The sequence below is a fragment of the Psychrobacter sp. CX90 genome, from assembly GCF_057396305.2.
The window spans coordinates 1,613,723-1,629,831 of record NZ_CM182008.1; the positions used below are offsets into that span (position 1 = coordinate 1,613,723).

Below are 16,109 nucleotides of genomic sequence, written 5' to 3' on the forward strand. Positions count from 1 at the left end.
GATGTCATAGATGACTTGATTGCGATTGATCTATGTTAACGATTAATCAGGTAAATCGTGCTGCACATGATCAGGACTAAGCCCAAATGAAAACACAAAAGTAGACACGATACTGTTGACAACAATAAAAGGAATATCAATTTCATTATGGCCGATAACGAAGCGACCCAATAACGCTGAAACCACCAACATAAACACAAAAAATAAAGCCAAATATCTTATTACAATAGGATGCTTCATACTATATGGCTCTTTTGGCTTTACCCCTTTTTCAAGGACATATATCCGCACTGCCCATCCCAAACCATAAGCAATAGCACCCAATAGTAGATAATTCAAAAACCCCATCTATTCTTAATCCTATTCCTACAGTGAATTAGTATTTGGCAATGTTTTAATGGTAATGTTACTCATCTTACCTTCTACAACCTCATCACTATGTATGTCATCACATTCAACTTTAAAGATCGTATTTGCGCCTTGAAGTATGTACCCTAAATAATCACTATCCAATAGAGGATCCATATTTGCAAAGGCACTGTCAACGTGAGCGATAACCAAGAGCTTATCTGGTCTTGCAATCAGGTGAGTCACTTCTTTTGACTCGATAGAAAAGTAATCTGAAGACTGGTTAACGTCTAAAATTTCAAGGGGCTCTGGGCTATCCCACACCCGCTTTGCCGACACAGGCTCTTTCATTTGCATAACTAACCCATTATCTTGCTGACTAACCTTGATTTGAGCGGGTTCTGATTTATCAACGGTATAGCAGCCAGAAAAAATACGGCTATTTGCTTTTAATGACTGCTTATCTTTATCATCATCTTTAAATTCATCATACGCTTGGTTAGACTCACTATTATCTGATTTTCCTAAGTTATCACATGCTGGTAAACATAACCCCATGAATAGCATAAAAGCTCCCATAAGTGTCTGATATCTCCTACAAATTATGGGATAATGTTTTTTTTGCCTTTTTGTAAATGGATTCAAAATAAATTCCTGAGCAACTTTAATATACAGCATCTTAAATAAAGAGAAGTACCTTAAACTAAAAAGGCAATATTTTCAAAAAAATGTAATTTTAGTATGACATCTCTTTGTCATATCCACCCAAAATATCTAATAATTTCAACGTTCATTCTAGCAAACTTCTATCAATCGATGTTATCAATGTGCATTAAATAATTCAGCTAAACAGATTGAGTTGACAAATTTTGCTATACTATTCACACTAATCTATAGTCTCCTACCTCGTCATTTATAATCTAGCTATGTGAGCCCTTATGTCAGTTCTAAACCCGAAACCCAACACTACTATTGCCTTTACTGACGGTGCCTGCAAAGGCAACCCAGGGCCTGGCGGGTGGGGCGCTCTATTAGTATTAAGTGATGGCACTCACATTGAATATTTTGGCGGTAAATCGCACACCACTAACAATCAAATGGAGCTGATGGGTGCCATCATTGCACTTGAAAAAAGCCCTAGTCAAGATATGCTTGAGATATGGACAGACTCTAGTTATGTGAAAAATGGTATAACATCGTGGATACATGGTTGGAAGAAAAAAGGTTGGAAGACCTCCGCCAATAAGCCAGTTAAGAATCAAGCACTTTGGCAACGCCTTGATGCCTTACAAAGTGCCAGGGATGTCAATTGGCATTGGGTCAAAGGTCATGCGGGGCATGCCGGTAATGAAAAGGCTGATGAACTGGCTAATAAAGGCATATTAGCGTCTTCTGATAATACTGTAGGTTCAGATACAGTATCCGATACTTTAAAAAAAAACTAAATAACTGTTCAACAAATGACTCTGTAAAAGAACATCATCAGCAATCTAAGACTTTTCAAATTGATAGGCAGCCCATGTCCCAACATTATTCAAAATCATCTTCTGGCACTAACCTCTCTAATCAAGATGCCAAGTCTAATATAGAAGATGACTGGCTTTTTACTGATCCCTTAGGGTTTGAAAATGATTTAGATGTTGATTTAGAGAGTAATCTGGATAGCGATTTGGAGAGTGAGGCTGAACACGCTATGGCTACTGATTGTGAAGAACACTCTACAAATGATATGCTTAATGGTGACACCAGAGTCAATCATCTTGACTCAAATTTTAATGATAGAAAAATGAACTCAGATTCCGCTTTAGCAATCAACCAAACCCATTCAACTGAGCAACCTGCAAAGGTATCGCAGCTCGATAATGAGGATACTATTGCCGAATTTGATGGTGATACAAGCCGTGCAAACCCTAACTTCAAGCCCCTACTACCAGATCCAACTCATAAAGGAGAGCCGGGCCGCCAGTTGATTATGGATACGGAAACTACTGGTCTTGATGCGCTTAAGGGCGACAGAGTGATTGAGGTAGGTATTGTAGAACTTGTTGATCGCAAATTTACTGGCGAAAAACTACACGTTTATATTAACCCCAAACGTGGTATGGATGATGAAGTAATACGTATTCATGGTATTACAGAAGCATTCTTAGCAGATAAACCTACATTTGATGAGGTAGCGCAGAAACTATACGATTTCATGAGTGGTGCTGAAATTATTGCTCATAACGCCCCTTTTGATATGACATTTTTATCAATGGAGTTTGATAAAGTTGGGCTTACAGACTTTGCTGATAAAGTTACGGTAACTGACTCGTTGGTAATGGCTAAGCAGCAATATCCTGGTCAAAAAAACACACTTGATGCGCTTGTGCGTCGTTTAAATGTCGGTAAAATGGACCGTACTTTTCATGGGGCATTATTGGATGCTGAGATTTTAGCTGAAGTATATCTTGCTATGACAGGTGGGCAAGTCTCACTTGCTATTGATGATGATGCACAAAGTGAAGGCGGCGGCTCACATACTGATTTTAGCCATCTTGCTGATAAACTCATTGTCGCCAAAACCAACTTTATTCAACATTTTAATTGGGTAGCGAGTCTAATCGCTAATAATCCCAATTTATCTATCTTACAAGAGGTTCATTGCTTGTCGCAAATTACTGACGAAGCAGATCTCCATCACTGTTTGCAACCAAACAACTATGACGTTAGTGGAGCTGTTAAACTAGCTGAAAGATTAAAAACCAGTCTTTTCATAAAGACCTAATATTATAAACATGATACTTATTCGGTAATATAGATTACCTAGCACTGGAAGCGATTTTATGCCATTTAGCCAAAAAAATATATCATTTAAACCGCTAAGCGCTACAAATTTTAATTTACCACTACTCTATCTATTAATACCAGAAATTAAAGTTACGTTAAAAAATGCAGAAACCCACCTCAGTGAGTTTTATGACGATCAAGAGCAAGCCCCTTTATTGATCGATTCAATTGATATGTTTAAACAACTATCTTCGGTATTAAAACTAATTGCATTATACGGCGTTAGCGAACTAGCGAATGTTTTAGCTATCAGTATTCGTAAACTTTATGATGAGGGTGATAATAGCAATGAAGAATTAATACTTAACATTTCTGAAGGGGTAATGACATTAGGGCGGTACATAGAATTTGTACTTTTAAAGGAAACCATAGAACCTACTTTATTAATTCCAGTGATAAACAAATTGAATGCCAATATTGGTCGTAATTTAATCGACGAACAAACGTTTATCCCTTCTGACTACTCGAACATATCAATTGTAGATCCAGAAACTCATTATGAAGCCATTCAAAGTTTGCCTATAAATTCACGGCCATTAATTATGGGCTATAGAGCTGGATTAGAGGTTGCTTTAGCGAATAAGAACGGTAAATTAACGGATAAAGACGCTCAAAAACTTGAAACTATGAATAATGTTTGTCGTTTAATTGCCAAGCATTCTGATAAGCTATTTTGGCAAGCTGCCCAAGCCGTAACATATAATATTAGCTCTATTTTACCTTTAAATGATTCACAAAAAAGAACTCTAATATTTTTAGAACAACAGTTTAATGACTACCTATCAGCAAATAATAGTGAATTTGCAAACTTAGTTAGCTTTGCCTGTTCTCGTGAAAATGAATTGGCTCAGGATATTAAGCGGAGAATTGATTCTACTCGTTTAAATGATGAACAGCTTACCCAAATGAAGCACTACCTATATGGTCCAGATGGCGAAGTTGCAAATACAATAAATAAACTGATCCAAAATAGTATTGATATCATTAAAGAGCGTGTTGACGCATTTGTACGAGGGGAAAGTGAAAACCCTACAAAACAGGATGCCAAAGAAATATCAGTCAAGCTAAACACCTTGGCTTCAACTTTACATCTCATCAATCTGAATGAAGCCGCGGCCGCATTGAAAGCATCAGCGCAAGAAGTTAGTCAATGGGACACACCTAGCTCTGAAGACTTCGATAAGCTACTGGGATCATTGATGATCAGTGAGAATGCTGCCATATATTTGGCTAAGTCTCATACTCCTGGCGCTATTATGCAGCCTCTTCATAATTCAAAGATTTCAGCATATCAACTTAACACAGCCTATGAGACTTTAGTAAAAGAAAGCCGAATTATTATTGCTACTATTGAACATATTATTAACGATTATATTGAAAGTGATTATAGTGATATATCAATACTTTCTGAGATACCCACCTTGATTAAGCAAGTTTCTGGTGCGCTCTACTTTCTGGATTTATCGGATGGGTATACCATACTAAACCGCTTGGCCAAGTTTATGGAAACTAAAGTTATAGATTCTAAAACACCCATCGGCGATATTATTTTAGCGCAAATCGCAGATATCATACTCAGCATTGATTACTATTTAAATGGATATGAAAAATCTCAACCTGTAGGCTACCATGCCCTACGGGTCAGTGTTGACAGCCTGAATAAATTATTGGCTGTATAGAGACTTATAGAGACCTCTGTTAATAAGCCTAAATATTTCAATAGCTATTAAACGCACACAATTGTAAAAACTTTCAAGCTAAAGAATAGTCAATAACGATAACTTGGCGTTACCGTTATTTTGATACAGATACCCACAGTAAACGGTTATGATAGACTATCTTACTTATTCAATAACAATCAACTGTTGATGATAATACAATCGATGAGCACACAAAGATTAGACAACCTTCCTATCTTATTTAAGCGTTTAAACCTTAGTTCTATGGATAAGCATGAGCGTGAAAAAATTGCGGCAGTTGATGCTCTATTACCTCAAACTCAGTGTGGATTATGCGACCATGCAGATGGCTGTTTGCCCTATGCGGTTGCGATAGTAAAGAATAATGACTCTCATAACAAGTGTGTACCTGGTGGTCAGCCTGTAACGGATGCTATTGCTCATCTTTTAGATCGCAACGCCTTAATAGCACGTCCCTCTCAGTGGCCTATTAATCCGAACACCCAGCGCCCAAATGAAGTGCGTGCCATTATTCGGGAAGACGACTGTATTGGCTGTACAAAATGTATTCCTGCTTGCCCTGTTGATGCAATAGTGGGCACTGGCAAACATATGCACACCATTTTTACAGATTTATGCACGGGTTGTGAATTATGCCTACCACCCTGCCCTGTCGACTGTATTGACTTAGTTGAAATCAAAAGAGGGGCCGAATTTGACACTATCGAATATAGAAATCAAGAACAGGCACACTTGCGCACTCGCTACCACACACATTTGAATCGTGTAGCTGAGCACATGTCAGACAGTGCGCATGCGAAACCTGTAACCAGTATGGTTGAAACTAAGCTGGGTAATGCGGCACATAAAAGCTTAGATATTAATGAGGCGGAGGCTAAGGCAACTATCGCTACGGCCAAGATTCGGACCAAAATTAAAAAATTAGAAAAACAATTGAGTGTTCGTTATAACCAGAAAAAACAAACAGAGCTAGATTCTTTAAAAGATCAACTCAACAGCTTTATAAACTAGAATTTTATTTATAATCTACAATAGTGCTACCTCTTACCTGTATTGATTGGCCGCCAGTAGCTTGGCTATTCAATAGTTACTAGTTAAAACTTACTATGAAGCGTCAATATTTAGATTTTCTATTTGACCTTACTATTTGGCCTTACTATTTAGAGTTACTATGAGTAAAACCATTAAGCATAAAACAGCAAATACCCCAGCCTCACGGCGGCTACCCAATCGTGATGTACGTGCTTTTTTTGAAAAGCTTGCTGCTACAATTGATGAACCCGTAACCGAACTTGAATATAGCAGTATTTTTGAGTTATTGATTGCGGTTATGTTATCAGCTCAAGCCACTGATGTTAGTGTTAATATCGCAACTAGACGATTATTCCCTATCGCTAATACCCCAGAAGCTATCTTATCACTCGGCGAAGACCGCCTAAAAGAATACATAAAATCAATTGGACTTTTTAATTCTAAAGCTAAAAACATTATTAAAACTTGTCACGATTTAATTGAAAAACATAATGGCCAAGTACCAGACAATCGTAAAGACTTAGAAGCCCTTGCTGGAGTCGGTCGCAAAACAGCCAATGTGGTTTTAAATACTGCTTTTGGACAACCTACTATGGCGGTGGATACCCATATATTTAGGGTTAGCAATCGTACAGGGCTGGCTACTGGAAAAACGGTACTGGCTGTTGAGAAAAAGCTACTAGAACGTGTTCCTGAAGATTTTTTAGTAGATGCTCATCATTATTTAATTTTGCATGGTCGATATACCTGCCAAGCTAGGACTCCAAAGTGCGGCAAATGCCCTGTTTATGAAGAATGCATGTTTAAAGACAAGTCTAAGTTTATAGAGCTTTGATGAATCTACTCTTTGTTTATTCGAAAAGTAAATGACGTAGCCCAATGGCTGAAATATTTTATAGAAAACATCCTGATTACTGCGTACGTTAAGCGGGGACATTTAAGTCTGCACGCCATTTATTGTCTTTGGGCGATATCCTATGGTCAGACATTATTTTCATTATGGGATATAAGCATAAAAAGTTCATTAAAGAACATTTTAAACAACTTCCAATAATAAACCACTCATCGTTTTAGATATTCCTGATAGTTATTACTATATGGATAATTATTACTATATGGATAATTATTACTAATATGGATAAAAAGTGACAAAGTTGGCTCCTTGAGGCTATTGATGCGTATCTAGTGAAATTTAAGATTATTTCGCCTCTAATTAGCAACATTAAATCCGTATATTAATCAATTTCACTATTAGACAGTAACCATACTAGAGTTTTACTATGATTCAAGGTAATATATAGACCATTTTCTATTAATCCTATTTCCGTCTGTCATATTTTGTTTATTATACATAAAACAAATGACATCACTGTTAAGACAGCGCCTGCAAATAAGTGACAATTCTACTATGCATGATTATCAAATTTTTACTTCAGAATCTGTTAGCGAAGGCCATCCTGACAAAATGGCTGATCAAATCTCAGACGCTTTGCTGGATGCTATCATGAGGGAGGATTTGCACGCACGTGTGGCCTGTGAAACATTGGTTAAGACTGGGGCAGTCGTTTTAGCTGGAGAGATATCGACGACAGCTAATATCGATATTGAACGCATTGTACGTGATACTGTTAATGGTATCGGTTACCATCACTCTGACTTAGGTTTCGATGGCGATACTTGTGCAGTTATTAATATGATTGGTAAGCAGTCACCTGAAATTGCTCAAGGGGTAGACCGCTCAAACCCCGAAGATCAAGGTGCTGGAGATCAAGGCTTGATGTTTGGATATGCCAGTAATGAGACGGACGTACTAATGCCTGCGCCCATTCAGTTTGCTCATCGCTTAATGGAGCGTCAGTCAGAGCTACGCCGTTCAGGTGATCTACCATGGCTACGTCCTGATGCCAAGGCTCAAGTAACCTTAAAATACTCCAACGGTATTCCCTCTGCCATTGATGCGGTTGTTTTATCAACGCAACATGACCCAAGCATTATTCAATCAGAGCTTCAAGAAGCGGTCATGGAAGAGATTATTAAGCAGGTTTTACCCACTAACCTACTTCACAAACATACACGCTACCATATCAACCCAACTGGCAAGTTTGTCATTGGCGGCCCCGTAGGTGATGCCGGTCTAACCGGTCGAAAAATTATAGTTGACACCTATGGCGGTATGGCTCGTCACGGTGGCGGTGCCTTCAGTGGTAAAGACCCCTCAAAAGTAGACCGTAGTGCGGCTTATGCAGGTCGTTATGTCGCAAAAAACATTGTTGCCGCAGGTTTAGCTGACCGTTGTGAAGTTCAAATTAGCTATGCAATTGGGGTTGCTCAACCAACATCTATTGCTGTAAACACATTTGGTACTTCCAAGATAAGCCATGAAACCATCATTGAGCTTATCCGTACTCATTTTGACTTGCGCCCCTACGGTATAACTCATATGCTCAATCTTCTACAACCTATGTATCAGCAAACCGCTACATTCGGTCATTTTGGTCGCACGGGGAGTGAGACTGCATTTACATGGGAAAAAACAGATAAAGCAGACATCTTAAAAGCAGATGCCAATGTTTAAGCTATCTCATAATTTTGGCTATTAGCAATCTTACTTTTAAATGTCAGCACACTTTGATTGTTTTTATTAATGACTTAGACTAATGCGTAGGATACTTATGACAAACCAAAATTTAAATCATACTGAAGACAGTCTTCATATTGCTGATCAGTCCAATGATATTGAGATTCCAGCTGATATCGAATCATTTTACAAACGTGCTGATGCTATTATTGAATTAGCAAATAGCCAGCTTGGCAAAGAGGCACATTCTGGTCAAGTAGGCGCCTCACTATTATATGCGGCTGCACGTTACAGCTCATCAGTTGCTTCTATTGGTTTTGTGAAAGGAGAAGACCTTGCTAAAGAGAAAAATGAAATCTTAGAGTTTTATACCTCACAATACCGTCAAATGCTCAGTGACAATATTGATGATTACGTACAAAACTTTGATAAGTATGTACAATTGAATAAGTAGTATCTTTCTATGCTTAATTTGTGACAAACTAACAGCTACTTCACAATTACTTTATTGGCATTCAAATGTTGAACTTTAGACCTCATAACCCAAGTGCATTAGTGTTAAAAAAGTCAAAACAACCCCTGACTTATACTACCTTACTTATAGCCATCTTCTTATCGGGATGTACTAATGGTGTGACGCCTAAACAGCACACACCTCCTGAGTCACATAAAGGCATTACTATAGAGAATCCATCTGATTTAGGCCCTTCACAAAGAGCGTGTACCATGCATTATGATCCTGTATGTGCAACAATTAAAAATACTGATGGTACGGTATCGAGAATAACGGCAGGCAACGCTTGTTCAGCTTCAAACATTCCGGAACTAATAAGTTATGAGAAAGGCGAATGCCCTATTAATTAGACTGTTGCAGTTCGTTTAAAACACCATAATTAAGTTAGAAAAACCGCATATAGTTAAATCTATATGCGGTTTCTATTTGGACGTTACTTTAATTATAGACATAGCTAATGTAATAATAGGCCTACCAATTCAATAAAGACCTATCATGTATAAAGTGGCTAAATACACCGCGTTGCCAGAATAAATTTACCAATAATTCTCAACAGCAATATTTCCTACCCCACGTCGATTCATGACCAATCCCATCTCTTTCAGAGTCTCTTTGGTATCTTCAACCATTTGAGGGTTTCCACATAGCATGACATGTGAAGAATTAGGATCCAACTGACGACCAACAAAACCTTCCAGCTCTCCAGTCTTTAATAACTCTGGTAATCTTTTATCTAATGCACCTTTAATGACCTCACGTGTGACGATGGGCACAAACGTGAAACTAGCAGGATTATCTACAAGAGTGGCAAAGTCTTCAACTAATCTGTTAATCCTATCGACATAGGCAAGCTCACTTTGAGTACGCGCGCTATATGCTAGAATTATGTGCGTATAATTTTCCCAAGTCTTTAAATCTTGTAACATAGATAAAAAGGGTGCTAGTCCAGTTCCAGTAGCTAATAACCATAAGTCTTTAGGTGCAGGTTCCTGATAACGAGCCAATGTTAAAAAACCAAACGGTGTCGTGTTCAGTAACAGCTCATCGCCCACTTGTAAGTGTTGCAGTTGGGATGTAAATGCACCATCAGGTATAACAATTGAAAAAAACTCCAGTATCTCATCATAAGGAGATGACACAATGGAGTATGCTCTAAAGATATCTTCATCTATTGCAGAATTATCATTATCAGAATTAAATTTACTATTGGCTTCATCGTCGCTAACATCAGTACTGTTTAAATCATTATTGTTTAACCCATTAGTGACTTTATGAAAGTTAAGCCGACTTGGATTAACCCCCAAACGTACAAACTGTCCAGCAGTAAACTTAAAACTTTCCGGACGGGTTACGGTAAAGCTAAACAGCGTAGGAGTCCAACTGGTTTTACTCAATACTTTAACTCTAGCTATGTTATCTGAATTATCACTCATAATTACCACTTAGACCTAACCACACAAATGTTCTTAAAAAAACCGCTAAATTTGATTGTATCTAACATTAAAGCTAACGGTGTTGGTTAAGTCATACAAACGCTACCAACATTAAAAACACTTTAAAAGATATTAAATATCAAATACTTACCAAATTATGGAATGATCGGACCATAGGATGAAGTCATTAGGTAATATACCAAAGTATATGACGGTAAGGGTTACCACAATTACCATTAACCCACCTACTTGAATACCCCAATGCCATCGAGCGTCAAACTCCATCGTTTTACTTGGTCTTTTGAATAAGGTAAGCATAACACGGAGGTAGTAATATAATCCAATCGCACTCCCTAGTATAATCATGCCTGCTAAGAACCATTGCATTCCTTGAACCGCAGCAACAATTGCAAAAAATTTAGTTACGAATCCAGCCGTTAACGGAATTCCTGCCATAGATAACAACATGATAGTCATAACCCCTGTCAATACTGGGCGGCGCCAAAATAAGCCTTGATAATGATGTAGCTCTGATGCTTCACCTGACTGTTTGTAGGTGCTAGACATTAGGGTAATGACGCCAAATAGACCTAAGGATGTTAAGGCATAAATGACCATATACATGTTTGATATCGAATAGGCACCAGGACCAATACTCAGGATAACCACTAACACGTAACCCATATGCGCAATTGAGGAATAACCAAGCAGGCGCTTTAGGTTTGTCTGTTTGAGTGCCAATATATTACCCACTAATATGGATAGGGTGGCACTAACAGTCAACAGCATAATGACAGAGGGCATCGTTATTATTGTAGTGGTTAGGAAAAACCGAATGGCTAAGGCCATCATTGCAATTTTGCTTACTGACGCAAGAAAAGTTGCGACTGGTGCTGGAGCACCTTGGTAAACGTCAGGTGTCCATATATGAAAAGGGGCCACTGACAATTTAAAAGCAATAGCAAATACCATCAGCGCCGCACCCAAAATCATCAAAGGAGCATCGCTAACCATCGTTAGTGCAGTGGCTATTTCTTTAAAATTTAACGTACCAGTCGAAGCGTAAACAAACGCCATACCCATTAGCAGTGTTGCTGACGCTGTGGCTGAAAGTACCAAATACTTAAGACCGGACTCCAATGACCTGCTTCGCATAAATGTATATGCTAACATTCCATATAAAGGCACCGATAACAGCTCTAGACTGATAAAAAATGAAGCCAAGTTATGGGCGCAAACCATTAACAAAGCACCAATAGTTGAAAGTAACATCAATAAATAAAGTTCTTCTTTATGGTCTTTGAAGGTTCTAAAATATGGATACGCCAAGGTACAGCATGCCAAGGCAGAAATAAAGATAACGACCATATTAAACTGTGCGAAAGGGTCGACTGTATACATAGTATCCATTGAGCGACTATGGGGAACCAAAAACCAGCCCATTATCTGGCCAATTAATACTACCAAACCAACATTTAGTCCTAAGACACTTATCGTTCCAGTCACAAAATGTGAACGCCTTATAGTGATCCCTAACATGGCAATAAGTAAGGTAATTGAAACTATAAGAATGGGAGAAAATGGTAAAAGGGCCTGCCAAGCATTTGAAGTAAGATCAGTCATTAGCGAGCCTCCCCTATGCCATTCAATGAAGATAGGTTATCAAAGTTTAAAACTTCAGAGTAAGCATAAGCATTGTGAATCCACTGCATTGCATGGCTCGATGTGTCTAAAACAGGTTGAGGATACAAGCCGAGCCAAACCAAACCAACGGCCAATACTAGGAGTAACGCCAGTTCACGCTTATTCAAATCATATAGCACAATTGGTTTGTGTGGTTTTTCCACTATATCAGTTGGATTTTTAGCAAGTACTATTTGATCTAAGGCACTCTCACTTTCTGCTTCAATTGCTGCAGCGTAGGTCAGTGGTTGCTTTGAGGTAATAGTGGCAGCAGCCGTATGCTTAGCTTTGATTAATCTAGGATGATTTAGCTCGCCAAACAATGCCCGATAAATCAAGATAAGGGAGTATAAACCAGCCCATACTAAACTGAATGTAGCGACAATCACAAATATAGGATACTGTTCAAATGAACCTAATAATATAAGAATCTCACCAATAAAGTTTCCAGTGCCTGGAATACCGAGTAAGGCAGCACAGAAGAACATTAGTAAAGGTGCATAATAACGGAATTGACCCCACATGCCTCCCATTAGTGGCAACTCTCGAGTGTGCAAACGTTCATATAATTGACCTGCCATGATGAATAATGCAGCAGAAGACAGACCGTGCGCAATCATTTGTACCATTAAGCCCTGCAGGCTAATTAAAGTGCCTGCATAAATAGCGAGTACCACAAACCCCATATGCGAAATACTTGTATAAGCGAGCAAACGTTTGACATCAGTTTGCACAAACGCCAACCAAGCACCGTAAAATATACCTATAGCACCTAATGTCATCGCGATTGGCGCAAATTGATAAGAAGCCTCTGGAAATAAAGGCAATACAAATCGAATTAAACCGTATGCCGCTGTCTTAATTAGAATACCAGCTAAATCAACAGAACCCGCTGTTGGTGCTTGTGCATGTGCATCTGGTAGCCAACCATGAAATGGCATAATCGGCAATTTAACCGCAAAGCCAATAAAGAAGCAGAGCATCACAGGATACTCCCACCCGCCTAATCTAGTACCAAGTAAATCATTATAGTTAAAGCTCCAGATACCTGACTGAGTATAACTTATGATAACCAGCACCAATATGCCAATCAGCATGATTAGTCCAGACGCCTGCGTGTATATGAAGAATTTAGTTGCTGCATACTCTTTAGTCTTACCGGTTATCGAGTCATGACCCCAAATCGCAATTAAGAAATAAATGGGAACAAGCATCATCTCCCAAAAGAAGAAAAACAAGAACAAATCGATGGCTAAAAAGACACCAATAACACCGCCCAAGCTCCACAACAAATTGAGATGAAAAAAACCAACACGGCGCTGGATTTCGCCCCATGAACACCCCACAGCCATGATACCCAGAAAGGCTGTCAGTGCAACCATGAGTAAGGAAAGCCCATCCAGTGCTAAATGAAATCGAATGCCAAAAGCATCTATCCACGGTAAATTAAATTCGGCGAACCAGGGCAATTTATCGGTTGGTGCTAAAACTTGTTCACTTAACCCACCAAAGCCACCTTCTTTCCATAAGACAAGCGTCAATATAAAAGTAATTATCATGCCAATCAAAGCAATCCAACGTGGCAGACGATTGTTTACTTTTTCTATTAACCAACATAGCGTACCGGATATAAACGGTATCGCAATAAGCGCCGGCAACATCCAAGCTAATTGAGTTTCTGTCATTTTAAACCACCGTCATCATGACAAGTATCAGTAACACTGCCATCCCCAGTCCAAAGCTTGCGGCATACCCTCTAAGTGAACCTGTTTGTGTCATGGTCAATACTTTATTACCAACAGAAGCAATTGCTGGTAGCATATTCCATGATTTATCAACAGGATCAACTTTTAGTAATTTACCAATGAATAAAAACGGTTTTACAAAAATCAAGTCATATAGTGCATCAAAGCCTAAGCCGTGATAACACCAATAATTAATGGCACTGCCTACCCGTGATGATTTGAACTTGTTAATCAGTTTACTGCTATTTGCTACATACAATAGATAAGCAACAATAAAACCTATTCCCATAGAACCCATGGCAATATATTCTGCCGTATGCTTAGCATGAGCACCACCATTTATCTCTAAAATATGACCGACACTGTCAGGCAACACCCCTTGGAGAGGGGGAGAGATTAATGCGCCTATAGCTGTCGATAAGACAAGCAATACCATAAGCGGGATTTGATAAGATAGACCTGTTAATTTATGAGCAGGCGTTTTCTCTAGACCAAAAAAGGTAAACCAAATCATACGGAAGGTATACAGTGAGGTTAAAAATGCCCCAAATACGCCCATGTAAAATAAGGTTTGATGACCGGCTGCATAAGCTTCCCAAAGAATCGCTTCTTTAGAATAAAAGCCAACAGTTATCCACGGTATCGCTGCTAATGCCCCGCCACCAATAATGAAACACCAAAAGACAAGCGGGATTTTTTTGCGTAACCCGCCCATCTTAAAAATATTTTGTTCATGATGTACCGCAATAATTACCGCACCAGAAGCTAGGAACAATAAAGCCTTGAAGAAGGCATGAGTCATGAGATGGAAGATAGCACCTTGCCACGCTCCCACACCCAAGGCTAAGAACATATAGCCAATTTGACTCATCGTAGAATACGCTAAAATGCGTTTAATATCCGTTTGAGCCAGCGCACATAAGCCGGCAACGACTAATGTAATGCCACCCACGCCACCGACCCAATAAAGAAGTATTCCGGGCGTTAGCATAAATAAAGGATGCATACGAGCAATTAAATACACACCGGCAGTTACCATAGTTGCGGCATGGATTAATGCTGAAACAGGAGTAGGTCCTGCCATTGCATCTGCCAGCCAAGTATGCAAAGGTATTTGAGCTGATTTACCCATAGCCCCACCCACAAGCATCATGGTGGCTAATACTAAAGTTGAATTATTGGTCTCAAACAATGTTGGTGCAGTGGTAATAATATCTTGTATATTTAGAGTGCCAAATTCACGGAATAGCAAAAAAAGTCCAAAAGCCAAGAACACATCACCGATTCGTGTCACAGTAAATGCTTTTATCGCAGCACGCCCATTCGCTCTATCTTGAAAATAAAACCCAATAAGTAGATATGAACAAATACCAACACCTTCCCATCCTAAATATAGTAGCAATAAGTTGTCTGCCAAAACCAGTAATAGCATACTGGCGACAAATAAGTTCATATAGCTGAAAAATCGAGCAAAAGCAATATCACCCTTCATATACCATGAGGCAAAAAGGTGGATCAAAAAGCCAATGCCGGTGATAACGCCTGTCATGGTTAGAGCCAAACCATCATAGCTTAGACCAAATGCAGAGGCAAAGTCGCCGACTTGTAGCCATGTCCATAATGGGATATGAATGATCGTGCTTGGATCATATTGAGATAAATAATTGATTGCGGCAAATAGCGCACATAGTGCGGATAAGCCCATGCTACCAACACCAAGCCATGCTGCTTGCTGTTCCGATAATTTGTCACGAAAAGCGGCCAAAATTAAAAAGCTAAATGCAGGAAAGATAAAAGCTAATGGTAATAGACTCATGACATTATCCTTTCATCTCGTTGGCCGAATCGATATCTAAATGACCACGGCGATGGTAGAACTGCAATAAAATTGCCAGTCCAATTGAGGCTTCAGCAGCAGCTAAGGTAAGTATAAATATAAACATCACTTGACCGTCAGCACTGAGCCAATGACTGCCTGCAACGATAAACGCAAGACCAGCAGCAGACATCATTATCTCTAAACTCATTAACATAAACAAAAAATTACGACGTACCATGACGCCGCATAAACCAATGGCAAATATAATACCAGCCAATATGAGTCCGTGCTCCATTGGTATACTGCCTAAAGGCCCATTGTCGATAACGGTCTTAATATGTGACCTATCAACCATCTCAACTTGGGCTATTGGCAACATATTGCTAGCCTGTTCAGTTACGGTAGACGACGCCACTTGTTGAACTGAT

Annotated in this window: 15 protein-coding genes; 8 read left to right on the forward strand and 7 right to left on the reverse strand. The window is 39.0% G+C overall.

What is annotated here, in order from left to right:
* Positions 1-42 precede the first annotated feature (42 nt).
* Both AC2SLN_RS06345 and AC2SLN_RS06350 read right to left on the reverse strand, forming a co-directional pair.
* The gene (locus AC2SLN_RS06345) at positions 43-348 is read right to left on the reverse strand and encodes a hypothetical protein (protein WP_486549328.1); all 306 of its coding nucleotides are present in this window, start codon (positions 346-348) and stop codon (positions 43-45) included.
* A gap of 18 nt (positions 349-366) precedes the next feature.
* Positions 367-927: a hypothetical protein gene (locus AC2SLN_RS06350; RefSeq protein ID WP_495057372.1), complete on the reverse strand. Its 561-nt coding sequence runs from the start codon at positions 925-927 to the stop codon at positions 367-369.
* 359 nt (positions 928-1,286) lie between these two features.
* Here AC2SLN_RS06350 and rnhA point away from each other — a divergent pair, with 359 nt between their 5' ends.
* The 8 genes from rnhA (at position 1,287) to AC2SLN_RS06390 (ending at position 9,351) form a co-directional block, all read left to right on the forward strand.
* Positions 1,287-1,793, forward strand: coding sequence for a ribonuclease HI (rnhA, locus tag AC2SLN_RS06355; protein WP_486549326.1), 507 nt, complete (start codon positions 1,287-1,289; stop codon positions 1,791-1,793).
* A 74-nt stretch (positions 1,794-1,867) separates the two neighbouring features.
* The gene (dnaQ, locus tag AC2SLN_RS06360) at positions 1,868-3,115 is read left to right on the forward strand and encodes a DNA polymerase III subunit epsilon (RefSeq protein ID WP_486549325.1); all 1,248 of its coding nucleotides are present in this window, start codon (positions 1,868-1,870) and stop codon (positions 3,113-3,115) included.
* Positions 3,116-3,173: 58 nt separating this feature from the next.
* The gene (locus AC2SLN_RS06365) at positions 3,174-4,856 is read left to right on the forward strand and encodes a hypothetical protein (RefSeq protein ID WP_486549324.1); all 1,683 of its coding nucleotides are present in this window, start codon (positions 3,174-3,176) and stop codon (positions 4,854-4,856) included.
* A 204-nt stretch (positions 4,857-5,060) separates the two neighbouring features.
* Positions 5,061-5,888, forward strand: a complete 828-nt coding sequence (locus tag AC2SLN_RS06370) for an RnfABCDGE type electron transport complex subunit B (RefSeq protein WP_486549323.1) — start codon at positions 5,061-5,063, stop codon at positions 5,886-5,888.
* A 160-nt stretch (positions 5,889-6,048) separates the two neighbouring features.
* Positions 6,049-6,744: an endonuclease III gene (nth, locus tag AC2SLN_RS06375; protein ID WP_486549322.1), complete on the forward strand. Its 696-nt coding sequence runs from the start codon at positions 6,049-6,051 to the stop codon at positions 6,742-6,744.
* Positions 6,745-7,317: 573 nt separating this feature from the next.
* A complete protein-coding gene (gene metK / locus AC2SLN_RS06380) occupies positions 7,318-8,484 on the forward strand; it encodes a methionine adenosyltransferase (protein ID WP_486549321.1) in 1,167 nt (388 codons plus the stop codon).
* Positions 8,485-8,581: 97 nt separating this feature from the next.
* Positions 8,582-8,941: a DUF3144 domain-containing protein gene (locus tag AC2SLN_RS06385; RefSeq protein ID WP_486549320.1), complete on the forward strand. Its 360-nt coding sequence runs from the start codon at positions 8,582-8,584 to the stop codon at positions 8,939-8,941.
* Between the two features lie 65 nt (positions 8,942-9,006).
* Positions 9,007-9,351 carry a hypothetical protein gene (locus tag AC2SLN_RS06390; protein WP_486549319.1) on the forward strand — a complete coding sequence of 115 codons (345 nt, stop codon included), beginning with the start codon at positions 9,007-9,009 and terminating at the stop codon, positions 9,349-9,351.
* 186 nt (positions 9,352-9,537) lie between these two features.
* Here AC2SLN_RS06390 and AC2SLN_RS06395 read toward each other — a convergent pair whose 3' ends face one another.
* From AC2SLN_RS06395 to nuoK, 5 genes are all read right to left on the reverse strand, one after another.
* Positions 9,538-10,434, reverse strand: a complete 897-nt coding sequence (locus AC2SLN_RS06395; protein WP_486549318.1) for a ferredoxin--NADP reductase — start codon at positions 10,432-10,434, stop codon at positions 9,538-9,540.
* Between the two features lie 147 nt (positions 10,435-10,581).
* Positions 10,582-12,057 (reverse strand): NADH-quinone oxidoreductase subunit N, encoded by a 1,476-nt coding sequence (locus AC2SLN_RS06400; protein WP_486549317.1) that lies wholly within the window; start codon positions 12,055-12,057, stop codon positions 10,582-10,584.
* A complete protein-coding gene (gene nuoM / locus AC2SLN_RS06405) occupies positions 12,057-13,802 on the reverse strand; it encodes an NADH-quinone oxidoreductase subunit M (protein WP_486549316.1) in 1,746 nt (581 codons plus the stop codon). The genes AC2SLN_RS06400 and nuoM overlap by 1 nt, the downstream gene beginning before the upstream one ends.
* Before the next feature lies 1 nt (position 13,803).
* Positions 13,804-15,678, reverse strand: coding sequence for an NADH-quinone oxidoreductase subunit L (nuoL, locus tag AC2SLN_RS06410; RefSeq protein ID WP_486549315.1), 1,875 nt, complete (start codon positions 15,676-15,678; stop codon positions 13,804-13,806).
* Positions 15,679-15,682: 4 nt separating this feature from the next.
* The gene (nuoK, locus tag AC2SLN_RS06415) at positions 15,683-16,036 is read right to left on the reverse strand and encodes an NADH-quinone oxidoreductase subunit NuoK (protein WP_486549365.1); all 354 of its coding nucleotides are present in this window, start codon (positions 16,034-16,036) and stop codon (positions 15,683-15,685) included.
* Positions 16,037-16,109: the final 73 nt, after the last annotated feature.